Origin of the sequence: Mycolicibacterium llatzerense, assembly GCF_025331195.1 — a bacterium.
GTDB lineage: Bacteria > Actinomycetota > Actinomycetes > Mycobacteriales > Mycobacteriaceae > Mycobacterium > Mycobacterium llatzerense.
In genome coordinates this window covers 2,463,916-2,489,402 of sequence record NZ_LXOV01000001.1, presented here as the reverse complement: position 1 = coordinate 2,489,402, position 25,487 = coordinate 2,463,916, and the positions used below count along the sequence as shown (strand labels likewise).

The 25,487-nt window shown below is 67.2% G+C and carries 22 protein-coding genes; 13 read left to right on the top strand and 9 right to left on the bottom strand.

All coding sequences use genetic code 11. The annotated features are described in order from the left end of the window. Nucleotides 1-30: 30 nt before the first annotated feature. Complete coding sequence (locus A7G45_RS12285) at nucleotides 31-459, top strand: winged helix-turn-helix transcriptional regulator (protein ID WP_260937328.1); 429 nt, start codon at nucleotides 31-33, stop codon at nucleotides 457-459. Here A7G45_RS12285 and A7G45_RS12280 read toward each other — a convergent pair. The 4 genes from A7G45_RS12280 to A7G45_RS12265 are packed head-to-tail and all read right to left on the bottom strand — an operon-like array spanning nucleotide 360 to nucleotide 7,083. Continuing rightward, nucleotides 360-1,268 (bottom strand): ROK family protein, encoded by a 909-nt coding sequence (locus A7G45_RS12280; RefSeq protein WP_260937327.1) that lies wholly within the window; start codon nucleotides 1,266-1,268, stop codon nucleotides 360-362. The genes A7G45_RS12285 and A7G45_RS12280 overlap by 100 nt on opposite strands. Before the next feature lie 7 nt (nucleotides 1,269-1,275). After that, nucleotides 1,276-1,887: a DUF7158 domain-containing protein gene (locus A7G45_RS12275; RefSeq protein WP_260937326.1), complete on the bottom strand. Its 612-nt coding sequence runs from the start codon at nucleotides 1,885-1,887 to the stop codon at nucleotides 1,276-1,278. Then, a complete protein-coding gene (locus tag A7G45_RS12270) occupies nucleotides 1,884-6,080 on the bottom strand; it encodes a glycoside hydrolase family 38 N-terminal domain-containing protein (RefSeq protein WP_260938136.1) in 4,197 nt (1,398 codons plus the stop codon). Before A7G45_RS12270 ends, A7G45_RS12275 begins: the two co-directional genes overlap by 4 nt. A 43-nt stretch (nucleotides 6,081-6,123) precedes the next feature. Beyond that, a complete protein-coding gene (locus A7G45_RS12265; protein WP_260937324.1) occupies nucleotides 6,124-7,083 on the bottom strand; it encodes a helix-turn-helix transcriptional regulator in 960 nt (319 codons plus the stop codon). Nucleotides 7,084-7,144: 61 nt separating this feature from the next. On the opposite strand from A7G45_RS12265, the gene A7G45_RS12260 reads away from it, so the two are divergent. Then, nucleotides 7,145-7,660: a DinB family protein gene (locus A7G45_RS12260; RefSeq protein ID WP_377042030.1), complete on the top strand. Its 516-nt coding sequence runs from the start codon at nucleotides 7,145-7,147 to the stop codon at nucleotides 7,658-7,660. Between the two features lie 2 nt (nucleotides 7,661-7,662). Then, nucleotides 7,663-8,262, top strand: a complete 600-nt coding sequence (locus A7G45_RS12255; RefSeq protein ID WP_260937321.1) for a DinB family protein — start codon at nucleotides 7,663-7,665, stop codon at nucleotides 8,260-8,262. A gap of 51 nt (nucleotides 8,263-8,313) precedes the next feature. Here the strand turns inward: A7G45_RS12255 and A7G45_RS12250 are convergent, their stop codons facing one another. Next, nucleotides 8,314-8,916 (bottom strand): TetR/AcrR family transcriptional regulator, encoded by a 603-nt coding sequence (locus A7G45_RS12250; protein ID WP_260937319.1) that lies wholly within the window; start codon nucleotides 8,914-8,916, stop codon nucleotides 8,314-8,316. Nucleotides 8,917-8,990: 74 nt separating this feature from the next. Here A7G45_RS12250 and A7G45_RS12245 point away from each other — a divergent pair, with 74 nt between their 5' ends. The 4 genes from A7G45_RS12245 (at nucleotide 8,991) to A7G45_RS12230 (ending at nucleotide 13,565) form a co-directional block, all read left to right on the top strand. Next, the gene (locus tag A7G45_RS12245; protein WP_260937317.1) at nucleotides 8,991-9,989 is read left to right on the top strand and encodes an oxygenase MpaB family protein; all 999 of its coding nucleotides are present in this window, start codon (nucleotides 8,991-8,993) and stop codon (nucleotides 9,987-9,989) included. A gap of 73 nt (nucleotides 9,990-10,062) precedes the next feature. Continuing rightward, the gene (locus A7G45_RS12240; protein WP_260937315.1) at nucleotides 10,063-11,427 is read left to right on the top strand and encodes an ABC1 kinase family protein; all 1,365 of its coding nucleotides are present in this window, start codon (nucleotides 10,063-10,065) and stop codon (nucleotides 11,425-11,427) included. A gap of 103 nt (nucleotides 11,428-11,530) precedes the next feature. Beyond that, nucleotides 11,531-12,457 (top strand): alpha/beta fold hydrolase, encoded by a 927-nt coding sequence (locus A7G45_RS12235; protein ID WP_043984419.1) that lies wholly within the window; start codon nucleotides 11,531-11,533, stop codon nucleotides 12,455-12,457. A gap of 211 nt (nucleotides 12,458-12,668) precedes the next feature. Further along, nucleotides 12,669-13,565 (top strand): cyclopropane mycolic acid synthase family methyltransferase, encoded by an 897-nt coding sequence (locus tag A7G45_RS12230; RefSeq protein ID WP_260937312.1) that lies wholly within the window; start codon nucleotides 12,669-12,671, stop codon nucleotides 13,563-13,565. 67 nt (nucleotides 13,566-13,632) lie between these two features. On the opposite strand, the gene A7G45_RS12225 is transcribed toward A7G45_RS12230, so the two are convergent. After that, the gene (locus A7G45_RS12225) at nucleotides 13,633-15,354 is read right to left on the bottom strand and encodes a cellulase family glycosylhydrolase (RefSeq protein WP_260937310.1); all 1,722 of its coding nucleotides are present in this window, start codon (nucleotides 15,352-15,354) and stop codon (nucleotides 13,633-13,635) included. A gap of 330 nt (nucleotides 15,355-15,684) precedes the next feature. Here A7G45_RS12225 and A7G45_RS12220 point away from each other — a divergent pair, with 330 nt between their 5' ends. Then, nucleotides 15,685-16,659 carry an endonuclease/exonuclease/phosphatase family protein gene (locus A7G45_RS12220; RefSeq protein ID WP_260937307.1) on the top strand — a complete coding sequence of 325 codons (975 nt, stop codon included), beginning with the start codon at nucleotides 15,685-15,687 and terminating at the stop codon, nucleotides 16,657-16,659. A 1-nt stretch (nucleotide 16,660) separates the two neighbouring features. Here the strand turns inward: A7G45_RS12220 and A7G45_RS12215 are convergent, their stop codons facing one another. Then, entirely contained in the window at nucleotides 16,661-17,323 is a 663-nt protein-coding gene (locus tag A7G45_RS12215; RefSeq protein WP_377042031.1) for a M15 family metallopeptidase, read from the bottom strand. 80 nt (nucleotides 17,324-17,403) lie between these two features. Further along, nucleotides 17,404-18,126 (bottom strand): TetR/AcrR family transcriptional regulator, encoded by a 723-nt coding sequence (locus A7G45_RS12210; RefSeq protein WP_260937304.1) that lies wholly within the window; start codon nucleotides 18,124-18,126, stop codon nucleotides 17,404-17,406. A 465-nt stretch (nucleotides 18,127-18,591) separates the two neighbouring features. On the opposite strand from A7G45_RS12210, the gene A7G45_RS12205 reads away from it, so the two are divergent. The 5 genes from A7G45_RS12205 to A7G45_RS12185 are packed head-to-tail and all read left to right on the top strand — an operon-like array spanning nucleotide 18,592 to nucleotide 24,389. Continuing rightward, entirely contained in the window at nucleotides 18,592-19,449 is an 858-nt protein-coding gene (locus A7G45_RS12205; protein WP_260938134.1) for an SDR family NAD(P)-dependent oxidoreductase, read from the top strand. Then, complete coding sequence (locus A7G45_RS12200; RefSeq protein ID WP_260937302.1) at nucleotides 19,446-20,309, top strand: SDR family NAD(P)-dependent oxidoreductase; 864 nt, start codon at nucleotides 19,446-19,448, stop codon at nucleotides 20,307-20,309. Before A7G45_RS12205 ends, A7G45_RS12200 begins: the two co-directional genes overlap by 4 nt. A 5-nt stretch (nucleotides 20,310-20,314) precedes the next feature. Next, entirely contained in the window at nucleotides 20,315-21,841 is a 1,527-nt protein-coding gene (locus A7G45_RS12195; RefSeq protein WP_260937300.1) for a flavin-containing monooxygenase, read from the top strand. After that, complete coding sequence (locus tag A7G45_RS12190) at nucleotides 21,838-23,367, top strand: flavin-containing monooxygenase (RefSeq protein WP_260937296.1); 1,530 nt, start codon at nucleotides 21,838-21,840, stop codon at nucleotides 23,365-23,367. Before A7G45_RS12195 ends, A7G45_RS12190 begins: the two co-directional genes overlap by 4 nt. Further along, nucleotides 23,364-24,389, top strand: a complete 1,026-nt coding sequence (locus A7G45_RS12185) for an alpha/beta hydrolase (protein WP_260937293.1) — start codon at nucleotides 23,364-23,366, stop codon at nucleotides 24,387-24,389. The genes A7G45_RS12190 and A7G45_RS12185 overlap by 4 nt, the downstream gene beginning before the upstream one ends. 352 nt (nucleotides 24,390-24,741) lie before the next feature. Here A7G45_RS12185 and rplA read toward each other — a convergent pair whose 3' ends face one another. Next, nucleotides 24,742-25,452: a 50S ribosomal protein L1 gene (gene rplA / locus A7G45_RS12180; protein WP_043401608.1), complete on the bottom strand. Its 711-nt coding sequence runs from the start codon at nucleotides 25,450-25,452 to the stop codon at nucleotides 24,742-24,744. Nucleotides 25,453-25,487: the final 35 nt, after the last annotated feature.

Below are 25,487 nucleotides of genomic sequence, written 5' to 3'. Positions count from 1 at the left end.
TTAGTCAGCATGATGACCAGGAGGTGCACCGTGGCGGTATCGAAGAAAGAGATCGGCGAGTGCCCGATCGACGCCGCCCTCTCCGTCGTCGACGGCCGCTGGAAGGGCACCATCCTGTGGCGGCTCTCGGACGGTCCGATGCGCACCGCCGAACTCCGGCGCAGCATCCCCGACATCACCGAGCGCATGCTCATCCGGCACCTGCACGAGCTGGTGGCCGACGGCATCATCGACCGCCACGACGCCGGCACGGTGCCGCCGTGCGTGCACTACTCGATCTCCGAATACGGCAAGACGCTGGGTCCCGTGCTGTGGGCCCTGTGCGATTGGGGCCGAAAGCACATGGAGCGCAACGCTTCTCAAGAACGGAACAGGGCCGCCGCGCCGACCAGGCCGGCGTCGCCGCCGAGGGCGGCGGGCACCACCCGCAGGCCGCGCAGGAAGCTCAACCCCGCATAACGGGGCAGCGCCGCCCGCAGCGGGGCGAACAGCACCTCCCCCGCGTTCGCCACACCTCCGCCGAGCACCACCAGATCCAGATCGCAGACCGCCGCCGCCGACGCGATGGCGACGGCGATCGCATCGGCACCGCGCGCGAACGCCTGCACCGCAACCGGATCCCCCCGGCCGGCAGCGTCGGCCAGCGCCTTCGCGTCGGCATCCGCCGGCGCGTCCCAGCCGTGCTCGTGCGCCCAGCGCGCCAGGTGCGGACCCGAGGCCACCGCCTCCACGCAACCCTGACCACCGCACGCGCAGCGCGGGCCGTCGGGGTCCACCACGACGTGCCCGATGTGCCCGGCATTGCCGGTGCGACCGAGGTACGGCGCGCCATCGAGCACCAACCCGCCGCCGATACCGGTCGACACCACCATGCCGAGCAGGAACTGCGCCCCCTGACCGGCCCCGCGCCATTGCTCACCCATGGCCAGGCATACGACATCACCGGCCAGCCGTACCGGCAGGCCGGTACGCTCGGCGAGTCGCTGTACCAACGGAAACTGTTGCCAGACAGCGATATTCAGCGGACTCACGGTGCCCGCCGAGACGTCGATGGGACCGGCGGAGCCGACGCCAACACCCCGCAGCGACCGCCCGGCGGCCGCGCCGAGTGCGGCGCCGACCAGGGTGTCGACGGTTGCCCACACCAGCTCGCGGTCCGCGTGCGGCGTGGGCAGCTGCGCGCGGTGCACGAGCGCGCCATCCGGGTCGACGAGCGCCGCGGCGATCTTGGTGCCGCCGATGTCGAGAGCGAGGGTCAGTTCGGGCATCGTGGCCTCAATGCCGGTGCACATGGTCGGGCTGGCGTGGGTCGCCGGGGTGTTCATATCCAGGTGCCAGGTGCACCGACTCGGCCCGGCGGGCGTCGAGCCAATGCCGGAAGGTGCGTCGGCGCGCCGACCCCAGCAGATGTGCGGCGATCTGCGGCCGCACCTGATCCAGTGGCGGGGCGACGGTCGGCGCGGTGGACCAGCCGCCGAGACCAGGAACGGGCGGGGCGAACCGCAGGGGGTTGCGGGCGTGGTAGCGCTCGACCTCGTCGCCCGCGAGCCGGACGTCGGCGGTCACGCGGACGAACAGCGCGCGCGCCAGCGGCTGTTCGAGGGCCGCCGCGGCGACGCTGCCGAGCTCCATCCGGGCGGCGGCGTCGGGCAGCAGATCGGCTTCGGTAGGCGCATCGCGGTGATCGACACCGAGTTCGCCGGCTGCCACGCGCACCAGCTCGTCGGTGACCAGCAACTGGGTCAGCCAGCGCCGCAGCTGGCGGCCTTCACTGGTCCCGGGCACCGGCAGCGACGGCGCCGATGCGCTTGCCCGCAAACGTGATTCACGGTCGTCGAGGTCGCTCACCGGAATGGCCCGCCCGGCGACGGTGGCGACGTGGCTCATCGGACCCGCACCGATACCGCCGGGGTGTAGAGCACCCGCCCGGCGGCCGCGATCCGGATCAATGCCCACCACTGCCCCGGGCCGACCCACAGCGGCGGCGCCACATCGAAGTCCAGCGCGACGGTGCCGCCGGCTGGGACGTCGGCGCCGAGCACGCCCGGCCCCAGCCATTCCCAGGTGCCCCACGGGCTGATCAAGTGCGCCTCCAGGCTCAGCGGCGCGCCGGCAGCAGAGCCGACGGTGACGCTCAGGTCCGCGTGTCCACCCGCGACGACGTCGACCGGTTCGGGCTCGGCGACCAGCGTGAGCAACGGTGCGTCAACGGGTTCGCCGACGGTGACGACACAGACGTCCTCCACCGTCTGGCGCCAGGCAGCCGGAATCTGGGTGTGCTTGGCACCGCCGGTGACCGCGAGTTCGACCCGTACCGGGTACCGGCCGACGGGGACCGCGACCGGAAGTTCCAGCTGCACTTCGGTTTCCAGATAACCGCCGGGAGGCAGCACGAAGGGCAGCTCGTCCGGGCTGGCCGACCAGCCGTCGGGGCACAGCACCCGTACCCGGCCGTGCAGCGCGGTGTCGGTGCAGTCGCTGGCCGCGGTGACGCGCAATTGCACGGGCGCACCCGGTTCGCCGGATGTTTCAGTGGGGTGCACGTGGGCGACCGCCGGCAAACCGCCCAACGGCGCTGGGCCGCGGTTGTGCAGCCAGTACCGGGCGTAAACCGGTTGGGCGACTTCGGCATCCGGCGCCAAGGTGGCGTGGTCGCCATTGAGCACATGGGGCAGCTCGAGCCGTGCCCGCACGGTGGCGATCTCGAAACCGTGCAGCCGCAGGTCTTTCCCGTCGCCGGTCACGGGTTGTTCGAGGAGATCCAGGCGTGCCACGTCCTCGAGGTGCCGGATTCCCGAGGTGACGCTGACCTCGGTCGGCCTTCCCGAGGTCTGCACCAGGCGCAGGGTGATGCCCGACCTCGGGTCGACGGGCGCGCTGCTGCCGGTGGCGATCGGGTTGCCGGTGGCCTTCAGCGCGGCGAGCGTCACCCCGGACTCGGGTTCGACGCCCAACAGTGAACCGGTGCTGGGCAATCCGCCGGCTACGGCCGGATGATCGGTGTGCACCGCGAGCAGCGGCTCGGAGTACTCGGCGCTGCGGCGCGCAATGCCCGCCGCGCGCCAGTCACCGTCACCGGCCGCGACGGCGTAGTCGAAAGCATGGGTCCAGTGCTGGAGCTGGAAATTCGAGCCATCGGGTGCGGTCCGGCGGGGCGGGTCGATCCAGGTGCCCGACGGCCAGCCAGTGCACGACCGCATCAACGAGGTGTGCAGGACGCCGTCCGGTTCGACGGCGAAACCCGGTACGCCCCGGTTCAATACGGCCACGGTCCGGGCGTCGAAGGGCCCGATGCCGGCCGCGGCGTCCTGCTCGACCGTGATCTCGGCGGCGGCGAGGGCGGCGATCAGGTCTTGCGTGGCGTCGGGTCCGGCGACGATCAGCACCGGCAGCGCCCGCACCCCCGTCAGGTCGGCGCCGGGAATCCAGCGCTGCACGAGGTCGGCGTCGGCGGGCACCCAGAGCCGGACGTTACCGGCGGCGAGACGGCGCCGCAGTTCAGCGCCGTAGCACGGGTCGGCTGCCGCCAATACCGCTGCGGTGAAACGGTTCTCGTCGGGCCCGCCGAGCGCGATGCGGGCGTCGGGCAGGTTGGAGTCGACGGCGAGGTCGCCGTAGCGCGGTTTGTCGGCGCTGCTGCAGGTGGCCGTCACCCCGGCCCGGACCAAGGCGACCATGAGCTCCCGGGTCGGTGTCTGCGGGTCGGCGGCGTTCGGCACCACGACCTCGGCGACCGACACCGCCCGCACGTGTACATCGTGCGCGTCGCGTACCCGGACCTGCACCGCCGATGACAGTCCGAACCACCCGTAGGCGGGATTGTCCAAGGTGTAGGGGTGGTCCGCGGTATCGACGGCCTCGTGCGAATCCCGTTGGTGCAGTAGCCCGAAGCCGCGCCCGATCACCGCGTCGCCGACCTCACTGACCGGCATCGCGCCCGGCACCGGGCAGGGCCAGCGCAGTCGCAGCAGCTTGTCGGCGCCGGTGAATTCGTCGATCACGGTGCGGCAGTCGACGCGGTCCACGCCGTGCCACAGGGTGATGGTCTGGGTGTAGCGCAGCACGTCGCCGATCCGGCCGGTGACCACCAACCGCTCCCCCAGCGCGCTGCGATAAGCCTGCACTGAATCGGCAGGACGTTCGGCCGAGCCCACCACCGGTCCCTTGGGCAGCAGATGCCAGGGCCCTTCGTGTTCGGTGGGGTGCGCGGAATGTTCGTCGTAGACGGCGATCTCGTTGCCGACCTGGCCCGTGCCGATCAGTTCGACGCCCTCGCGGAACAGCGAAGACACCGCCCCACCGCGGCCGGGATCGACGGTGCAGCCGTAGCGTTCGTTGCTGATGGTGGTACCGGACTTGGGTTCCCACGAGGCCGGTTTCCGCACCGATCGCAGCGTGTCTCCGCCGAGTGTGTATCCCCGCCAGCCGAGGGACGGCACGTCGCGCGCCAGCCAGGTGACGGTGTGGCCGTCGTCTTCGATCAGGACCGGGACCGGCGCGCCGTCCGCGTCGAAGACCGACCCAGCCAGCGGTTGGTCGAGGTGGACGGTGACGATGTCGGTTCTGCTGTGCGCCAATGGGTTCCACACCACGATGTCGCCGTCGACGGCGCGCGACAGCAGCGCCACCGCGTTGTCGCGCGCGGTCCGGCCGAGTTCCCAGGCGTCGCGCCAGCCGGTGAGCAGGTCGAGGTACACCTGGTCGGATTCCGACCCGGTGATGGCGTCGTGGTGTGCGCCGTAGGCCAGCTGAACCCACGCTTTGGCCAGAGCCGCTTGTGGGTAGGTGGCGCCGGTGAGTAATCCGGCGAACACCGCGAACCGTTCGGCTGCCAGCACGACGTTCTCGGCGGCGCGGTTGGCCTGTTTGGTGTCGATGTACGACACATCTTTGCCCGTGTAGATCGGGTTCATGTCGCGGGTCTGCGGCGACGGCTGGGTGCCATCGGCCGCGAGTTCGTCACGCACCGCGGCGAAGAACTCCCGCGGCAGCGCACACACGAAGCGGGGCCAGGTGTAGCGGGCGGCCCAGTCGCGGTGAATCTCGGTCACCCACTTGTTCGGCGGGGTGTAGTCGGTGCCGACGGGCAGGAGCACATTGCGGGTCAGCGCAACCTTTTTCAGTTTTGCGAACGTCTCGTAGGTGGCGTTCTCGGCCTCTTGCAACGACGCCGACGAATCCATCCACCACCCGGCGGCGTAATGCGCCGGCATGTAGTGGGTCAGCAGCCCACGGCCCGACGGTGCGATCCAGTCGAATTCGCTGGCGAACTGCATGCGCTCGGGATCGCCGTCACGGTGCATCGGCCCCCACTGGTGATGTGGGCCACGGGCCCACGAACTGGAGGTCAGCCCGGCGTCGGCCGCCATTCCCGGGAACTGCGGATCGTGGCCGAACACGTCCAGTTGCCAGGCCGTCGCCGGGTCTGCGCCCATCACGTCGCGCTGAAAACCGATGCCGTGCACGAAGTTCCGGATCGCGGTCTCGGGACTGGTCAGGTTGGTGTTCGGCTCGTTGTAGGTGCCGCCCATGATCTCGACCCGGCCCTCGGCCAGCAACGCACGCAGCTGGGCGCGTTGCTCCGGGTGGGTGTCCCAGTAGGGCTTGAGGTAGTCGACCTCGGCCAGCACGAACTTGTATTCCGGTTCCCGCCTTGCCATTTCGAGGTGTGCGGTGACGAGCTCGAAGCCGTTGGTCTGCCGGCACCGTCCGGGCGGGTCCTCGGTCCAGACGCTGGTGTACGCGGCCTGGGTGTTCCACCACACCGGGTCGTAGTGGAAGTGGCTGATCATGTGCATGGTCCAGCCGGGCTCGGCGACGACGAACTCGAACGCGGTCCGCGCGCCGTCGATCTCCAGGTGCGCGGGCCGGACCTGGCCCGGCTGCGCATCCTGCACCACCACCGGAATCTCCACCGCGCCGTCGCCCGGCTGCGCCACGGCCTGGCCGGTCAAGCCGTCCCCGACGACCCTGACCTCGGTGGGCTGTGCGCATCCGGTGTAGTCCACCCGCACGATCTGCCACGGCTCATCGGCCGGCCCGACGAACAACTCGGTGGAAACTACCGCCGTCACCTGCAGGAGTCGTCCCGTCGACACCCCTGCACCATACGGTCAATCCCCTTCAGCCGGGCGGCATTGCGGCACGCAGCCGGTCGGCGACCGCGCGCGTCGCGGCAACCACCTCGGGCGGCTCGAGCACCTCGAACCGGTAGCCCGGCATCGCCAGATGCAGCACGATGCGCTCCGGGTCGTCGCCCCCGGCGGTCACGATGCAGCGGTCCGGACCGTCTGCCTCGATCTGCGCCGAGGACGCGGAAAACACCTGTGCCAGTTGACTTTCTGACGCCTCGAAGCGGACCCGCGCGACGTAGCGGTACGGCGACGCGGTGATGGCCCGGCGCACGTAGTCGGCCGCGTCGGGCGCCGGGCGCGGGGCGAACGTCGTACCCGCGGCTCTGACGTCGACCATCCGGTCCAGCCGCAGCGTGCGCCAGTCCGCCTTGTCGCGGTCGTAGGCCAGCAGGTACCAGCGGCGTCCGGTGGTGACCAGTTGATAGGGCTCCAGCCGCCGTTCGGTGCTGTTGCCGCGGATATCGGTGTAGCCGAGCCTGATGTGTTCGTGATCCCGGCAGGCGCGGGCCAGCGTCATCAGGTCGTCGGGCGATACCGCTTCCACCGAGCTGCCGCCGGTCAACGTCACTGTCGCGTCGTGCACCGCGGACACCTGCGACCGGAGCCGGGACGGCATCACCTGGTCGAGTTTGGACAGTGCCCGCAGCGCCGACTCACCGACGCCCGCGACGCTGCCACCGGCCGCCAGCCGCAGACATACCGCCATCGCGACGGCCTCCTCGGGGTCGAGCAGCAGCGGAGGCAACGCGGCACCGGCACCCAACTGGTAGCCGCCGTCGCGACCCTTGCTGGCATGTACCGGATAGCCGAGGTCGCGCAGCCGCTCGATATCGCGCCGGACGCTGCGCCCGGTGACGCCCAGCCGATCCGCCAGCTCCTGCCCGGTCCACACCCGGCGCGCCTGCAACAGGCCCAGCAGTTGGAGGACCCGGCTCGTCGTTTCGGACATGACAACACTCTGCCGCACTCATAGGACAGAAACAGTCCTAATTGGATGTCAGGCTTTCCTCGTGACCGAAGAACTGGCCGACCAACTCGACTGGCACTGGCAACACCAACTACGCCCCCGACTCGAGGGACTGACCGACGACGAATACTTCTGGCAGCCGGTCCCCGGCTGCTGGACCCTCCACCCCGACGGGTCCATCGACTTCAGCTATCCCCCACCGCAACCCGAGCCGTTCACCACCATCGCCTGGCGATTGGCACACGTCATCGTCGGCGTCCTGGCCATGCGGAACCATTCGCATTTCGGCGGGCCGCCGGCCGACTACCAGTCGTGGCCCTACGCCCTCGATGCGCACACCGCGCTGGATCAGCTCGACGCCGCCTACGCGAACTGGATCGCCGGAGTCCGCGGGCTCGACGACGCCGCACTGGCCCAGCCGTGCGGGCCGGCAGAAGGCCCCTACGCTGACTTCTCAATGGCCACCCTGGTGCTGCACATCAATCGCGAAGTCATTCACCACGGAGCGGAAATCGCCTGCATCCGTGACCTTTACACCCACACCCAGAAAGAGAACTGAGCATGCCCGGACAGCCCGCACCCGCCGCCGACGAACGCCAGACCCTGATCAATTTCATCGCATTCCAGCAGGATGCCTTCGCGGCCGTCGCCTACGGACTCACCGACGAGCAGGCCCGCTCCACCCCATCGGTCAGTGCGCTGTCGGTCGGCGGCCTGATCAAGCACGTCACCGCCGTGCAAGCCGGCTGGGTCGAGCGGGCGGTGGCCGCCCCCGACTTCCCGCCGCCGGACCCGCGGCCGATGGCGGAAATCATGGCCGAGTACGCCGACCAGTACGTCGTGGGCGACGACGAAACCCTCGACGACCTGCTGGCCGCGCTACGCGAGCAGAACGCCGCGACCCTGAAGGCATTCGCCGACCTCGACCTGGAGACCCTGGTGCCGATCCCGCATGACGTGCCATGGTTCCCGACCGATATCGACCACTGGACGGTGCGCTGGGTCGGGATGCACATCATCGAAGAGCTGTCCCGGCACGCCGGCCACGCCGACATCATCCGCGAGTCCATCGACCGCGCCACCATGTACGAACTGCTGGCCGCGGCAGAGGAATGGCCGGAGACGGACTACCTCAAGCGCTGGCGACCCGTCGCCCCGTAACTCGAGATCGACGAAATGGCTGCTCCCCGCTCACCGGGGGCAGCCATTTCGTCACTCTCGGGGCAGTACCAACGTCAGGGCCGCGTCGACCACCACATCCAGATCCGTGCCGAGCGAACCGGACAGCCACTGCTGGGCCAGTTCGGCCATCGCGCCGGTGTACATGGCCGCACCGACGCGCGCGGCGACGGGATCCGAGCCGGGGTGCAGCCGGCCGCCCTCGGCCAGGACGGCATCGAGCAACAGGTCCTGGGTGACGGCCCGGCGCGCGGCCAGCACGGGGTTGGCGCGTGCTTCGGTGAACAGCACCCGCCCGCGCCGCGGATCGGCGGAACCGAAGCCCAGTACCGCGGCGGTACCGGCGCGGGTCCGCTCGCGCACCGAGTCGCCGGCGACGGTGATCGCCGCGTCGACCACCGTGGCCAGCTCGATGCTCACCTTGTCGTAGACGGCGCCCAGCAGGTCGTCGATGCCGTCGAAGCTCTCGTAGAAGTACCGGGTGTTGAGCCCGCATTCGCGGCACACCGAGCGGACCGACAAGGCCGTCTCGCCGCCGGAGCCGAACAATTCGAATGCGGCGTCGACCAGGAGCCCGCGCCGCTCGGTGCGGCGGTCGTCGAGCGGAATCCCCGCCCATCTGGTCGGTGTCGACATCCCTACAGCCTAGGTCTGGTCACACCCGTCACCAAATACTATTCTGGTTACGACCGTGACCAGAAGGGGTTGACGTGTACCTGCCGCACCAGTTCATCGAGCACCAGCTTCAGCACCGGTTCGACGAGACCATCCGGCGGAACTATTTCCGCGGCATGGACTTCGCGGGCCCGGCCGGCGACCCGGGCTGGTTCGGCCCCGGCAGCGCCGTCTGGCATGTGCACTCACACACCGAGGCCCTGGTCTTCGGCCTGCAGTGCGCCGCGTTCATCGAGCGCCTCGACCCGTCGATCTACTGGATGGGCATGCACCACTCCCGCCTGGTCCAGCGCGACGAGAACGGAGTCGCCAGCCCGGTGATCGATCCGAAGGGCGCGGCCGTCCGGCTGGGTCATTCCATCGCGTTCTTCATCGGCACCGCGTATGGCAGCACCGAGACCGCCGAGAACCTGGCCCGGACCGTGCGCGCCATGCACCACACCATCAAGGGCGTCCGGCCGGACGGCGCCGCCTACGACGCCGACGACCCGGACTGGCTGCGCTGGAACTACGCGACGGTCGTCTGGGGCCTGGCCACAGCGCACGAGCTCTACCATCCAAACCCGTTGCGCGGCAAGAAACTCGACCGCTACTACGGCGAGTTCATCCGGGTCGGTCACGCCCTCGGCGGCACCGATCTGCCGACGACGAAGGCCGAGACCCTGGACTGCCTGCAGTCCTACCTCCCCAAGCTGGCGCTGACCTACGGCGCGGCGATGGCCACCGGCCCGAACCTGCCGATGCCGCAGAGCGCGGTCGACTGGGCGGTCCGCGACACCATGCCCAAATGGGCCAAGCAGCTGCTCGGGCACACCGACCCGAACCCCATCGAGCGGACCGCCCGCCGCGCCGTGGTGTGGTCGATCATCAACGGCCTGCACACCGCCGCCGGACCGTTCCCCGAATTCCGGCAGGCAAAGGCCCGGGTCAAAGGCGGCATCGATCCGGAGCTGGCTCCGCACACCGTCCCGACGTACGTGCCCGGCAGCGACCCGGCCCGCAGCCGCGCCGATATCGAGAGCGTCTTCGTCTGACCCGAGCACCGCCGAAGGAGTGATGCAGGGCACACCTTTTTGGCGGTACCCGCGGTTTTGAGACACTTCACCAATGAGTTCAACGCGGAAGACCCCCCACCGCGAGGGTGCCCGGCTGGACCGGGTGCCGCTGCCCGTCGAAGCCGCCCGCATCGGGGCCACCGGCTGGCAGCTCGCACGGACCGGCGTACGCATCGTCGGCGGTGCCTTCTCCAAGGGCAGCCTGCAGCACAAGGTGCTCAAACAAGTCCCGAAAACGTTCTCCGACCTGGGGCCGACGTACGTCAAGCTGGGCCAGATCATCGCGTCGAGCCCCGGCGCCTTCGGTGAGCCCCTGAGCCGCGAGTTCCGCAGCCTGCTGGACCGGGTCCCGCCCGCCGACAAGGACCAGGTCCACAAGCTGCTGCGCGAAGAACTCGGCGGCGATCCGGCCGACCTCTTCGCCAGCTTCGACGACGAACCCTTCGCCTCCGCCTCCATCGCCCAGGTGCACTACGCCACGCTGCACTCCGGCGAAGAGGTCGTGGTCAAGATTCAGCGCCCCGGCATCCGCCGACGGGTGGCCGCCGACCTGCAGATCCTCAAGCGCGGTGCGCAGGTCGCCGAGATGGCCAAGCTGGGCCAGCGACTGTCCGCGCAGGACGTGGTCGCCGATTTCGCCGACAACCTCGCCGAGGAACTCGACTTCCGGCTCGAGGCGCAGTCGATGGACGCCTGGGTGGCACACATGCACTCCTCGCCGCTGGGACAGAACATCCGGGTGGCCCAGGTCTACTGGGATCTGACCAGCGAGCGCGTGCTCACCATGGAGCGCGTCGAGGGCATCCGCATCGACGATGCCGCCGCCATCCGCAAGGCCGGGTTCGACGGCGAGGAGCTGGTCAAGGCGCTGGTGTTCAGCGTCTTCGAGGGTGGCCTCAAGCACGGCCTGTTCCACGGCGACCTGCACGCCGGCAACCTGCACGTCGACAAGGACGGCAAGATCGTCTTCTTCGACTTCGGGATCATGGGTCGCATCGACCCGCGGACCCGGTGGCTGCTGCGCGAGTTGGTGTACGCGCTGCTGGTCTCGAAGGATCACGCGGCGGCCGGCCGGATCGTGGTGATGATGGGCGCAGTGGGCACGGTCAAACCGGAGGGCCAGGCGGCCAAGGACCTGGAGGCCTTCACCACGCCGCTCACCATGACGTCGCTGGGCGACCTGTCCTACGCCGAGATCGGCAAGCAGCTCTCCACCCTCGCGGACGCGTATGACGTCAAGCTGCCCCGCGAGCTGGTGCTGATCGGTAAGCAGTTCCTCTATGTCGAGCGGTACATGAAGCTGCTGGCGCCGAGGTGGCAGATGATGAGCGACCCCCAGCTGAAGGGCTACTTCGCCAACTTCATGGTGGACATCAGCCGCGACCACAAGAACGCCAACGGGAAATCCGAGGAGTAGGCCGGAGGCCGAATCCGACCAGACAAATCCGAGGAGTAGGCCGCAGGCCGAATCCGACCACCAACATCGCCCGACCGAGATACGAACCGAGATACGAGTAGCCATGCAGCCTGAACGAGACACCACCGCCGAGGTCCGGACCGGCTTCGCCCGCTCGGGTGACCTGGACATCGCCTACGAGGACATGGGCAACCCGGATGATCCGGCGGTCCTGCTCATCATGGGCCTCGGGGCACAGCTGCTGTTGTGGCGCAAAGGCTTCTGCGACAAGCTCGTCGAGAAGGGCTACCGGGTGATCCGGTTCGACAACCGCGATGTGGGCCTATCCACCAAGATCGAGGGCAAGCACTCCGGTTCCGGGCTGCTGCCGCGGATGCTCCGGTCGTACGCCGGCCTGCGTAGCGATGCGGTCTACACGTTGGAGGACATGGCCGACGACGCCGCCGCGCTGCTGGACCACCTGAAGATCGAGCAGGCGCACGTCGTCGGCGGGTCGATGGGCGGCATGATCGCGCAGGTGTTCGCGGCGCGCTACCAGCACCGGACCAAGACGCTCGGCGTCATCTTCTCCAGCAACAACCAGCCGCTGCTGCCGCCGCCCGGCCCGAAGCAACTCAAGGCCATCACGACCCGGCCGCAGGACACCTCGCGCGCGGGCGTCATCGCCAACGCGGTCAACGTCGGCCGCATCATCGGTAGCCCTGGCTACCCGACGCCGCTCGACCAGGCCGAGGCCGACGCCGCCGAGAGCTACGACCGCTCGTACTACCCCGTCGGCGTCGCCCGGCACTTCGGGGCCATCCTGGGCAGCGGCAGCCTGCGGCGCTACAACGCGTTGATCACCGCACCGACGGTCGTCATCCACGGTCGAGCCGATAAACTGATGAGGCCAAGCGGTGGCCGCGCAGTAGCCAAGGCCATCCGACGCGCCCGGTTGGTGTTGTTCGACGGCATGGGTCATGACCTGCCCGCGCCTCTCTGGGACAAGATCGCCGGCGAATTGGTCACGACGTTTGCCGAAGTTCGTTAGACATCTCGGTCCGGTCACAGACCCCGCCACGCAGGGGGAATGAACATGGCGCACGACACATCGGCGGCTACGTTTGCTGTTGAAGCTGACCGTGACGACGCGTCACACCAACGTCAAGGAACCGGTTGGCAGCCAGGTATTGTGCGGTCACAATTGTGATTTAGTGACCGGCATCACCAGCGAGTGAGGAAGGTCAAGTTAGGTGTTAGAGATGATTCAGGATTCGACTGGGGCCAAGGACATGCGGCCGCATTTCGAGGACATCCAGGCCCATTACGACCTGTCTGACGATTTCTTCGGGCTGTTCCAGGACGACACCCGTAAGTACAGCTGCGCCTACTTCACCGGACCGACCGTCACGATGGAAGAGGCCCAGCTCGCCAATGTCGATCAGCACCTCGAACAGCTGGATCTCAAGCCCGGCATGACGCTGCTGGAGATCGGCTGCGGTTGGGGCCTGACCATGCAGCGTGCCATGGAGAAGTACGACGTCAACGTCATCGGCCTGACGCTGAGCAAGAACCAGCAGGCGTTCTGCACGGAACTGCTGAGCAGCACCGAGTCGGACCGCACGCACCGCGTGCTGCTGAAGGGCTGGGAAGAGTTCCACGAGCCGGTGGACCGCATCGTGTCCATCGAGGCGTTCGAGCACTTCGGTTTCGAGCGCTACGACGACTTCTTCAAGAACTGCTACGAGATCATGCCCGCCGACGGCCGGATGACCATCCAGAGCAGCGTGAGCTACCACCCGTTCGACATGTCCGCCCGCGGTAAAAAGGTGACGTTCGAGATGGCCCGGTTCATCAAGTTCATGGCGACCGACATCTTCCCCGGCGGCCGGCTGCCCAGCACCCAGATGATGATCGACCACGGCGAGAAGGCCGGCTTCAACGTCCCGGATCCGGTGTCGCTGCGCAACCACTACATCAAGACGCTCGGCGTCTGGGCTGCCAACCTGGAGCACCACAAGGAACAGGCCATCGCGATCTCCGGTCAGGTGAACTACGACCGGTACATGAAGTATCTGACCGGTTGCCAGTACTACTTCCTCGATGAGGTCCTCGACGTCAGCCTGGTCACCTACACCAAGACCAAGGAAGCCGCGTAACACCAGTCGGCTTTCGTCAGTAGCGCCCCCGGCCTGAGGCCGGGGGCGCTACTGCGTTTCCGGTGGGTCAGTGGTCGGACGCCGACGAGGTCGAGCTCGAACTCGTGTCACTGTGACGGTGCGAACGCTTGTCGACGACCACCGGCGTCGTGCCGGACGTCTCATCGGCCGACGTGTCGGACGTGCCGTGCGCGCCCTTCAGGTGCGACGTCGATCCGTCGCCCTTGCGGGACTTGGACTTGTCCCGCGACTTGCCCGACGGGTCGGCTGCCGCACCGGCATCCGGATCAGACACTTTGTCGGTGGACGACGCCGTCGTGCTCGCGGGCGTCGTCGAACTGGTTGACCCACTGCCACCGGTGGTCGACTTCGCCCGCTTCTTCACCGTGGTTGCCGTCTGCGTCGTCCCCGTCGACCCCCCTGTGGACGCGGTCCCGGTCGAGGCCTCCGCGGCGGTGGTGACGGCGGTGGTCTTCACCGCGGCCGCCTTTGCCGCCAACGGGCTGGCCGTCGGCAGGGTTCCGCTCAGCTTGGCACTGACCGCGGTGGCCCAGGCGTTGATGGCCTTCCCCAGCTGCTGGAACTCGCCCTGAATCGCCAGGCCGATCGACTTCAGCAGGCTCGCGAGGGACTGGGCGATCGCGGTGACGCCCGAGACGACGCCGCCGACGGTCGAGCCGACGCCACCGGCCACGCCACTGGCGTACTGCTTGATCGCCTGCTCGATCACGGCGACGGCCAGCTTCGGCGTCCAGTCTGCGTTGTAGATGCCGTAGCCGTCGGCACCGGCGACGCCGTCCTGCGCCGTGTAGATGAACACCGGGCCCGCATAGGCCAGGGTCTGCCAGGTGTCGATGAGGTTCTTGATCAGGTCGGCCTGGGTCTGCTCGCTCACATCGGTGGTCGAGGCGCCGAACTCGCTGATCCAGATCTTGAGGTTGCCCTCGCCGTACTGTTGCAGCAGCTGGTAGATCGAATTCAGCTGAGTCAGTGGAGAATTCGCGACACCGGCACCCGAAGAGAAGGGCAGCGATTCCTGGTACGGGTGGAACGACAGCGCGTCGAAGTAGCCAGCGGCGCCGGCGGCCAGCATCTGCTTGACGAATGTCACCGGGTCCAGCGTCACGCTGCCGAAGCTGATGACGCTGCCGAGCGCGCCGGCCACCACGGTGGCGCTGGGGTCGACCGCCTTGATCGCCGGGTAGGCCGCCTTGAGCAGCGCCGCGTAGGCGGTGGCGTCGATCGGGTCCGAGGACAGCACGTAATTCGGCTCGTTCCAGATCTCGTACGCCGAGATGGTCGAGCCGTAGCGCTTGGCCACCTGGGTCACGAACGAGGCATAGTCAGCGGGGGTCGGCGTACCGGCGCCGGTGATCGCGGTGGACGAACCCTCCCACGTCGGAGTGCTGGCGATCTCCGCCATGACGCCCATGTTCCGCGCCGCGGCGGCCTGCATGACCATGTCCATGTAGGACCAGTTGTAGGCGCCCTGCGCGGGCTCGACAAAAATCCACGGGACGAAGACCCGGATGTCCTGGACCCCGATCGACTGCAGGGTGTCGAGCGTCTGGTCGATCTGCGCCTGGGTCTGGCCGTACAGCCCCGAGTCGGCGATCCCGATGGTCGACGGCGCGGACACGATCTCCGCGGTGTTCTCGATCTGTGCCGTCGTCAGATTCGACGGCACCGTCGACGGCATGGCGTACGCACAGACCATCGCCAGCGGAAGTATTGCGATAACGCCACGAAACATGCAGGCACGGAGTGATCCGCGCAGCGACGAGTACATGCGAGCCTCCTTACTCAAGCTCGACCCCCCAGCGAATTATTACGAGGCCGTCGATGAATGGCGCAGACACTACCGCGAATTGTCTTCAAGAATCGACCGAACCGATAGAAAAATAAACATACCTATGGTCAACAACCAGCTAGAACGCTGACATCTGCTCACAGCCTGCTGATAGCCTCCATTCAGACAATTCCAATAATCGGACCGGATTGCACTACATAGCACACATAATTACCTGTCTCAGCAAATACGAATTACCGTTGCCAAACTCACCATGGCGAGCCCAAACATACGTCCGGTACATTTTTCGGAATGGCTTGACGTGCACCGGTGCACAAGAAGGACGGAGGGCGAATCATCGCGATGTGGCAGTCAGTTCTGACGTACGCCGGCGCTATCGCGCTGTGCGCAGCCATCGCCGGTCTCGCGGTGCGCTGGATTCCGATCGTCAACAGGTTGTTGTTGGCACTGGCCGCCGGCGTGCCGTACCTCGTTCTCGGCGCTCCGGTGGCTGCCGTGCTGTTCGGCGCCGCGGGAAACTGGCCGCTGACAGCGGTCGCCATCGCGACCACCGTCGCCGCGGCCGTCGTGCAGGTACCGCTGTTCCGGCGGGCGAAGGCACCGTCGGGCACTGCGCTGCGGTTCCTTTCGGCCAATCTGCGGTACGGGCGGGCCGAGGCCGAACCCGTCGTCCGCTACGCCGAGGAGAGCGCGGACATCGTTGCGCTGCAAGAACTTACGCCTGCCGCGCTGGCACGGCTGGAGGCGGCCGGCCTGGACCGGATGTTCCCGTACCGCGCCCTGCGCGAGATGGACGAGCCAGGCGGGGTGGGCATCTGGAGTCGCTACCCGATCACCGACGTCCGCATCGACGACGGCTTCTGGCTCGGCATGCTGGCCGTCGGCGTCCAGCTCCCCGAGGCGCCTGCCGCCAGGGTGATGACGGTCCACCTGTCCGCGCCGTGGCCGGATCCCTTGCAGGGGTGGCGCGATGACCTGGCTCGGCTCGCCGACACGTTGCTGAAGGCAGCCCAGGCAAGCTCCGGCCCGGTGCTGCTGGCTGGTGACCTCAATGCCACCCCGGACATGCGCGAGTTCCGGCGGCTGCTGCGGCAGGGCTATCGGGATGCCGGCGCGCAGGCCGGTGCCGGGGTGGTCCGCACACATCCGGCCGACATCGTCGCTCCGCCGGTCTTCGCCGTCGACCACATCCTGACGCGCGGCTACGTGGCCGCCTCGGTGCGGACGCTGCAGGTTCCCGGCTCCGATCACCGGGCGCTGCTGGCCCAGTTGGTCGCCGGCTGACTCAGTTCACCGGCACGTCGAGGATCGGGCGCGGCTCGGCCGCCCCCGGGCCGTTGAAGTGCCACCACTCCCCCGGATACACGCTCAGGCCACCGGCGACCATGGCGTCCCGCAGCCGGGCGCGGTTGGCCTGCTGCGCAGGGGTGACGCCGGTGGTCGCGTAGGCCGTCGCGCGCGGGCTGAAGTCGTCGAAATCGGTTCCCATGTCGACGCCGGTGATGGTCACGTCCACCGACAGGCCGGACTCGTGGCTGCGCGCGAACTGGCTGGGTTTGGCGACCCAGTTCGGGTCCGGTACGGCCTGGAACATCCGGACCTGCACCTCATGCGGCCGGTAGCAGTCCCAGAACGTCAGCACCTCGCCGTGCGCGCGCAGAATCCGGGCGGCGGTGGCCAGCCCCGGCGCCATCGATTCGTGGATCAGGCACCGCGCGTCGGCCGGGTACAGCGGTACCCCGACGAAATTGTTGGGAGTGGCGTACCGCAGGTCGATCACCGCGTCGGGGACGACGGTCCGGACGTCGATCAGTCCGGCCGCCGCGGCCTGCGGCGATACCGGCGGCGGCGCGGGTTGCGGTGCCGCCGAGGCCATGCCGAGGTCTGAGCCGAAATTTCCGACGGCCAGCAGAGCGCCCAAGGTGACGGCGAGTGTTCGCACGAACATGTGTCGAGGTTGCCAGATCCCGGCGCCGAATCACCACGGGATCGCAGGATGTCGCTTACGACCATCTGGTGGTGCGCAGCTCAGCGTCTGGGCGATGTCGCCTTCTTTGCGCGCGGAGCCTTTGCCGCTCTCCCCCCGCGTGCCGGCTTTGTCTTCGACGGCACCGGCTCATCATCCGTTGCCTGTGGTGTGGCCAGCCTGTCCATCCACATCCGCAGCGTGGTCACCAACACCGCCGCACTCTGATCCGCATCCGTCATCCCGATGGCTTGAGAAATCGCCAAACCACTTCCGGTCGCCACGATGGCCTCGATCGCTTCGTCGACGCGCGGGTCTGCCGGATCAACGCTCTCCGGTACCAGGTCCTGGACCATCACCCGGACCGATTCCCGGAACCGATCGATGGTTTCCCTGGTCCCCGCGGTCTGATCGGGGTCCGCCAAAGTACTCAACAGGTACTCCGAACTCAGCACGGTGAGCGCCACGTCCGAGGACAGCCGGGACCACCAGACCGCCAGCAGATCGAATCGGGTCTCCATCGAATCCGATTCAGCGACAAACATTTCCAGCAGTTTGGTGACTTCCGCCAGATACCGCGTACGGAGAACTTCGAGGCAGAGCTCCTCTTTGCCCGCAAAGTTGCTGTAGACGGCACCGATGGTCCGTCCGGCGTCGGCCGCGATGGCTGCGATGGACGTGCCGTGATAGCCGTTCGCATGGAACAGCCGCGCCGCCGAATCGAGCACATCCTGGCGCGTTTGAGCCTGACTCTCCGCGCGGGTCAACACCTTCCGAGTCGCCACTGTGCCCTCCACACGTACACCAACCATTCGCCGACGAGACGCAAGACTACCGCTTCGGTGCGCGAAATTTGGGATTGTGGCCATATTCCAATATGGCTATTATCTGACTGTAGACAGCTCGAGCGAGCGGTGGCCCTGGCGACGGATCACGAGATCGACAGCGCCGGCGCGACCGCGTCAACAAAGTCGCTCCGTCAACTCCGCGCGCGCACTTTCAACGAAATAACGTACAAATCAACGCTTTTCGCGCCATCATCCCCGACGGCTGCGTCAACCCGACTCGGCCAGTTGGCCGGCCAAGGCGCCACGACGCACCCGGTTTCCGCCACCTGCCCCAACCCAAAATTAGAGATTGCACCATTCTTCGAATATGGCTAATACCCGAAATGCACCATGCAGACGACAGAGGAGTCGATCCATGACCGTTACGCGCACATCGACCAGCACGGCCGAAGGGCATCGATCATGGCGGTGACGGTGGTAACGGGCGCAGGCAGCGGCATCGGGCGCGCGACGGCCTTGCGGTTCGCGCGCAACGGCTCCGCGGTCGTCGTGGCCGACATCAACGAACAGACCGGCCACGAAACGGTCGGGCTGATCGAGAACGCCGGTGGCCGTGCGGTGTTCCGCCGGCTCGACGTCGCCGACCTCGCCGACTGGGAAGACTTCACCGACTGGGTATGCACCGAGCACGGCGTGCCAGATGTCGTGGTCAACAACGCCGGCATCCTGATCGGCGGTGGATTCCTGGAGCAGACGAACGCGGACTGGCGGCGGATGATCCAGATCAACATGATGAGCCCCCTGGTCGGGTCTCGATTGTTCGTGCAGCGCATGATCGACTCCGGCGTGCGCGGTCACATCGTCAACGTGTGCTCGGTCGGAGCCTTCCTGCCGACGCCCATCGCCCCCTCGTATGTGGTCGCCAAAGCCGGCGCATGGTTCGGCACGCAGGCACTACGTGCCGAGTTCGGGGACAAGGGCATCGGTGTCAGCGCGATCTGCCCCGGACTGATCCGAACCAGCTTGGCAGCCAACGGAACTCGTGGTGGCGTGAGCGACCCTGACAGTTCGGATTGGGCATCGAAGCTCGCCGCCGGCCATCGCTACATCGGCCGTTCCCCGGATCGCGTGGCGGGTGCGATCGAACGCGCGGTGCGCTGGAATCTGTCGACCGTCCCCGTCGGGATCGAAGCATGGGCCGGCTGGTACCTGTACCGGCTGTCGCCGAGCGCCACCCGCGGTCTGACCGGTCTGTTGTCGATGTCGATCGCGGACAAGGCTGTTGCCCTGTCCGGCAAGGTCTTCGGAGGAAAGCGATGAAAAACGTCATCATCACCGGCGCGGGCGCAGGAATCGGCCGCGAGACGGCGAAGTTGTTCGCCGCCAAGGGCAGTCGAGTCATCGTCGCCGACAACAACATGCCCGCCGCGAAGGAGACGGTCGAGCAGATCCTCACCGCGGGCGGCCAAGCCGTGGCCTACCGACTGGACGTGTCCAATGAGGACGAGTGGGAGTCCTTCGGCGCGTGGATGTTTGCCCACTTCGGCGCACCGCATGTGCTGATCAACAACGCGGGCGTCATGGACCTCGGCGGGTTCGTCGAGATGAGTGCCGCACAGTGGCAGCGCGAGATCGACATCGATCTGATGAGCGTCATCTACGGGTCTCGGGTGTTCGCGCAGCAGATGATCGACGACGGGATTCGCGGGCAGATCGTGAATCTGTCGTCGACGGCCGCGTACTTTCCGTCCAAACTCGAGCCGGCGTACGGGGTCGCGAAGTCAGCGGTCCTGATGGCCTCGCAGTCGTTGCGAGTGGAGTTGCGTAGCAAGGGGATCGGCGTCACGGCCATCTGCCCGGGCGCGATCCGCACCAATCTGCTCGCCAACGGTGAGCGCGCCGGCCTCACCGCGGAGCAGCAGGCTGCGTGGCGCGAGAGCGCAGGCGGTATGCAGCGTTATGCCTACACCTCGCCGCAGAAGGTGGCCAGGGCGATCGAACGGGCAGTGCGGTGGGATTCGGCCATTGTGCCGGTCGCTCCGGAAGCATGGCTGCTGTACGGGCTGTTCCGGCTCTCGCCCAGTCTCACTCGCGAAATACTCGCGCGCGCGTCGTTCGATCGCATCGAGTCCGTGATCCCCATGGCCGGCAAGGCCCTCGCCCGGCTGACCGGGAAGTAGGAGGTATGGCAATGACATCCACCCCTGAGTTCGAGGTCGTCGTCATCGGTGCGGGTTTCGGTGGCATCAATGCCGGCGTCCGGCTCCGGCAAGCCGGCATCGAGAACTTCGTCATTCTCGACAAATGGGACAAGGTCGGTGGGACGTGGAACGCCAACCATTATCCAGGCGTCGCAGTCGATATTCCGTCGTTCATCTATCAGTTCAGCTATCACCAAAAGGGTGACTGGTCACGGCTGTTCGCGCCGGGCCACGAAATCCAGGCGTATGCGGAGGAGGTCGTGGACGCCCACGGCCTGCGGCCAAAACTGCGCTTGGGCACCACCGTCACCGGATGCCGGTTCGATGAGGCGAGCGACATCTGGCGGGTCAGCACCGACTCCGGCGAGTTCTCGGCCCGGTTCATCATCGCGGGCATCGGCGGCCTGGAGGTGCCGAACCTGCCTGATATCGCAGGCATCGACAGCTTCGGCGGGACGGTGTTGCACACCGCCGCCTGGGATCACAGTGTCGATCTGCGGGGCAAGCGGGTCGGGGTGATCGGCACGGGAGCCAGTGCGCTGCAACTGATTCCGGAGGTCGCCAAAGTCGCCTCACACCTGACGGTGTTCCAGCGCACGCCGATCTGGGTGGCACCCAAGCCGGATTGGAATACCGGGCCGGTCACCAAGGCGGTACTGGGCACCCCGCTGCTGCGCCGGCCGCTGCGCGCCGTCGGCCTGGCCGGCGTCGAGGTCGGAATCGGCGCAGGCATGCTGCACGGCAGGCGGCTGATGCCGCTGATCCGCGGTGCCGAGGCCGCGCTGAAACTATGGATGCGCACCCAGGTCAAGGATCCGGTGACGCGGGAGAAGCTCACCCCCAAGTACCTGCTGGGCTGCAAGCGGCCATCGATGCACAACGACTATTTCAAGACCTACAACCTGCCGCATGTCGACCTGGTGACCGACCCGATCGAAAAGGTCACCCCCGATGCGGTGGTCACCGGGGACGGCGCGGCGCACGAGGTCGACGTGTTGGTCTGCGCCACCGGATTCAAGGTGATGGCCAAGGGCAGCACCCCGCCGTTCCCGACCCTCGGCCGTGACGGGGTGGACCTCAACGAGTTCTGGGAGGCCAACCGCTACCAGGCCTACCAGGGCGTCTCGGCACCGAAGTTCCCCAACGCCTTCCTCGTCATCGGCCCGTACGCCTATGCGCCGGGCTCGTATCTGGTGTTGATCGAGTCGACCGGTGACCACGCCGTGCGCGTGATCACCGAGGCGCGACAGCGCGGAGCCACCCGGGTTGAGGTCCAGCAGGAGCCGCACGACCGCTTCTTCGAGGACATGCAGAAGCGCGTCGCCCGTACCCCGCTGATGACCCCGGCATGCGGTGGCTCCAACACCTACTACCTGAATCATCACGGAGATGCCGCGGCGTTCCGCCCGACCACCGTCCTGGAGATGCGTTGGGCGAACAAGCATTTCCCGTTGTCGGACTACCGGTTCACTCGGAACACGGTGCAATTGAACGAAGGTGTGAGCGCATGAGCGCGACACCTCAATTCGAAGTGGCCGTCATCGGCGCCGGACCCGGCGGGATCGCCGCAGGTGTGAAACTCCGCAAGGCCGGCATCGACGACTTCGTCATTCTCGAGCGCGCCGGCGATGTCGGCGGCAGCTGGCACGAGAACCACTACCCCGGTCTCGGCGTGGACATTCCGACCATTGCGTATCAGTACTCATTCGAGCGCAACGCGAACTGGGATCGTTTCTTCGCCAAGGGCGCGGAGGTCAAGCAGTACCACGTCGACGTCGCCCGGAAATACGAGCTGTACCCGCGTATTCGGTTCAACACCAACGTCGAACGCGAAGAATGGGATGACACCGGCAGCTTCTGGAAGTTGCACACCGCCGACGGCTCCGTCGTCACGGCACGGTTCTTGATCAGCGCGGTGGGTGCGTTCGTGCGGCCCAAGGAGGACGTCGGGATCGCCGGGGCGAAGTCGTTCAAGGGCAAGGTGCAGCGCCCGTCCGACTGGGATGACGACTACGACATGGCAGGCAAGAAGGTCGGCATCATCGGCACCGGAGCCAGTGCGGTGCAGATCATTCCGGCGATCGCCCCGCAGGTCGGCCAGCTGACGGTATTCCAGCGCACCCCGGTGTGGTCGATTCCCAAGCCGGACTTCCAAGTGCCCACGGCAATGAAGAAACTGCTGGCGATCCCCGGTTTGCAGGCCACCATCCACGGGGGCGTGCTGGTCGTGATCGACCTGATTCTTCGTGGGGCACTGAGGACGTCGCATTCCACACTCGATCGTGCCGATGCCTTCTGCATCCGCGGCTACCGCAGATACGTGGCCAGCACAGTGCACGACCCGGAGACGAGCGCGAAGCTGACGCCGAACTTCGGTCTGCTCGCCAAGCGGCCGACGATGTCCAACGGCTACCTGCAGGCCTACAACCGCGCCAACGTATCGCTGGTCACCGATCCCATCGAGAAGATCACTCCGACCGGTATCCGAACCCGAGACGGCGTGCACCACAAGTTCGATGTGCTGATCCTGGCCACCGGATACGAGGTGTTCTCCGATCCGGAAACGTATCGCCCGGGAACTATCGTGGGCCGCAACGGTTTCGACCTCGCCAAGTTCTACAACGAGGAAGGGCTGCAAGCATACGAGAGCGTCTCGGTGCCCGGGCTACCCAACCGGTGGACGCTGTGCGGCCCGTACTCATGGACCGGGTCGGGCTGGCACGCCTTCGTGGAAATGACCGCCGACCACGCCGTCCGCGCCATCACCGAGACCCGGCGTCGCAACGCACACGTATGCGAGGTCCGCAAAGAAGCTGCCGACGCCTACCACCGCGCGATCTACCAGCGAGCCGGACTGCTGCGCTACTACCTGGCGGACCTCAACGGACATGTCCCCACCTACTACCGCAATTCGCAGGGCGACACCACCTACATCCGACCCTCAGGCTTTTTCGAAGCGAGCCGCGGCAACCGAAAGTTCCCGCTTGACGACTACCGCTACGAAATCGCGACCGCCATCGAGCGAGTCCCGGCATGAGCGGACTCGAGTCCGTGACCATCGAGTTGCCCAGCCGCGCGAGCCTGTCGCTGCGCGTCGCCGATGCGTTGGGCCGCAGAACAATTCGGCCCTCGTTGGATGCGATCGCGCGGTTGGCATGGCGCGGTCCACTGCGCGGCACCCCCGCCTTCCGCATCGCCAACCTCGCCGACCTGCTCACCGTCCCGCTGCGGGCTCCCCGCGGCACGCGCCGCCGTGCACTGCGTTTCGCCGACTTCCGCGCGGAATGGCTGTGGCACAAGACGATCGCGGGCCCAGCCGATGTCATGGGCGGTGCGATCCTCTACTTCCACGGCGGCGGCTTCGTCACCGGCGGGCTGCACAGCCATCGCCGGATCGCGGGACGCATCACCCGCGCCGCGGGCCTCCCGCTCTTGAACGTGGACTACCGCCAGCTGCCCGCAGCCCACATCACGGAAACCGTCGCCGACGCGCTCCACGCGTACCAACATCTGCTCGGACTGGGCTTCGACTCCGAAAAGATCGTGTTCGCCGGTGATTCCGCGGGCGGCGGCCTGACCTTCGCCACGGCGCTGGCGGCACGTGAGCGCGGATTGCCGATGCCAGGCGGCATCGCCGCCATCGCGCCGTGGGCCGATCTCGATCCGGCCCACAGGCTTGCCCACCCCAACGATCGGACGGACGCCGTACTGTCGGCCTTCACGCTCTCGGTCCCGGCCCTGGTCGGTTTCGCGGCCGGAGGCGATCTGGATCCGCGGTGGTCTCCGGTGAACCACGACTTCACCGGACTCCCACCGGTTTTCATCCAGGTCGGCTCAACCGAAGTGCTGCTCGCCGACGCCGAACAGTTGGCTCAGCGCTGTCGTGAGGCGGGAGTCCGCTGCACCGTGCAGATCTGGGATCGCGCACTGCACGTCTTCCACGCTGGCGCCGACGTCCTCCCGGATGCCCGGGCCGCCATCGCGGACATGGGTCGCACCATCCGCGCGTTCGTCCAGGCCGAAGCTGCGGCCCTCCCCGGCCACAGCACGGCGGCGTGATCACCACGCCCCAATCGGTATTCAGACAGCGGTCTCGTCGGCCACTGGTCGGGGTGCGGTCGCGCGGAACCAGCTCTGCCACTGGCTCACGGACGAGTCGGTGCGAAAGCGCCCGCAACCCCCTGGCTTGCAGAGCGCGCAGTCCGAACCCGCACGGTAGTGCTGGTGGGCGGCACGATCGTGGCCGCACAGACAGTTGCTCATGGATTCGATGGTTGGCGACGCACCTGTGACAGCCGCTAAACGAACCTGAACCGCATCTGAGAACGCGGTCATTGTGAGATATGCAACGAACCCCCGCACGACCGGAGTCGTACGGGGGTTCGCAGTAAGAGCGGATGTGGCCTGGGGCCTACGCCTCTTCGGTGAAGTTCCGGGTGACCGACGGGTCGACCGGGATACCCGGGCCGGTGGTCGTCGAGAGGACGACCTTCTTCAGGTAACGGCCCTTCGACGACGACGGCTTGGCGCGCAGCACCTCGTCCAGCGCGGCACCGTAGTTCTCGGCCAGCTTGACCTCGTCGAACGACGCCTTGCCGATGATCAGGTGCAGGTTGGCCTGCTTGTCGACACGGAAGTTGATCTTGCCGCCCTTGATGTCGGACACGGCCTTGGCCACGTCCGGGGTGACGGTGCCGGTCTTCGGGTTCGGCATCAGACCACGCGGGCCGAGGACGCGGGCGATCTTACCGACCTTGGCCATCTGGTCCGGCGTCGCGATCGCGGCGTCGAAGTCGGTCCACCCACCCTGGATACGCTCGATCAGGTCATCGCTACCGACGGCATCGGCGCCGGCGGCCACAGCGGCCTCGGCCTTCTCACCAACCGCGAACACCACTACGCGGGCGGTCTTACCGGTGCCGTGCGGCAGGTTGACGGTGCCACGCACCATCTGGTCTGCCTTACGAGGATCAACACCCAGCCGGATCGCAACCTCGACGGTCGCATCCTGCTTCTTCGAGGACGTCTCCTTGGCCAGCTTCACGGCCTGGAGCGGGGTGTACAGGTTGTCGCGGTCCACCTTCTCGGCAGCTTCGCGGTATGCCTTGCTGTTCTTGCTCATTTGAATCTCCAGTTCAGAGGTGTGGTTAGCGAGCC

Coding starts and splice junctions, on each gene's coding strand:
- A7G45_RS12280 (WP_260937327.1), bottom strand. CDS start 1,268: ATGCCCGAACTGACCCTCGCTCTCGACATCGGCGGCACCAAGATCGCC.
- A7G45_RS12275 (WP_260937326.1), bottom strand. CDS start 1,887: ATGAGCCACGTCGCCACCGTCGCCGGGCGGGCCATTCCGGTGAGCGAC.
- A7G45_RS12265 (WP_260937324.1), bottom strand. CDS start 7,083: ATGTCCGAAACGACGAGCCGGGTCCTCCAACTGCTGGGCCTGTTGCAG.
- A7G45_RS12255 (WP_260937321.1), top strand. CDS start 7,663: ATGCCCGGACAGCCCGCACCCGCCGCCGACGAACGCCAGACCCTGATC.
- A7G45_RS12250 (WP_260937319.1), bottom strand. CDS start 8,916: ATGTCGACACCGACCAGATGGGCGGGGATTCCGCTCGACGACCGCCGC.
- A7G45_RS12240 (WP_260937315.1), top strand. CDS start 10,063: ATGAGTTCAACGCGGAAGACCCCCCACCGCGAGGGTGCCCGGCTGGAC.
- A7G45_RS12235 (WP_043984419.1), top strand. CDS start 11,531: ATGCAGCCTGAACGAGACACCACCGCCGAGGTCCGGACCGGCTTCGCC.
- A7G45_RS12230 (WP_260937312.1), top strand. CDS start 12,669: ATGATTCAGGATTCGACTGGGGCCAAGGACATGCGGCCGCATTTCGAG.
- A7G45_RS12225 (WP_260937310.1), bottom strand. CDS start 15,354: ATGTACTCGTCGCTGCGCGGATCACTCCGTGCCTGCATGTTTCGTGGC.
- A7G45_RS12215 (WP_377042031.1), bottom strand. CDS start 17,323: ATGTTCGTGCGAACACTCGCCGTCACCTTGGGCGCTCTGCTGGCCGTC.
- A7G45_RS12205 (WP_260938134.1), top strand. CDS start 18,592: ATGGCGGTGACGGTGGTAACGGGCGCAGGCAGCGGCATCGGGCGCGCG.
- A7G45_RS12200 (WP_260937302.1), top strand. CDS start 19,446: ATGAAAAACGTCATCATCACCGGCGCGGGCGCAGGAATCGGCCGCGAG.
- A7G45_RS12195 (WP_260937300.1), top strand. CDS start 20,315: ATGGCAATGACATCCACCCCTGAGTTCGAGGTCGTCGTCATCGGTGCG.
- A7G45_RS12190 (WP_260937296.1), top strand. CDS start 21,838: ATGAGCGCGACACCTCAATTCGAAGTGGCCGTCATCGGCGCCGGACCC.
- A7G45_RS12185 (WP_260937293.1), top strand. CDS start 23,364: ATGAGCGGACTCGAGTCCGTGACCATCGAGTTGCCCAGCCGCGCGAGC.
- rplA (WP_043401608.1), bottom strand. CDS start 25,452: ATGAGCAAGAACAGCAAGGCATACCGCGAAGCTGCCGAGAAGGTGGAC.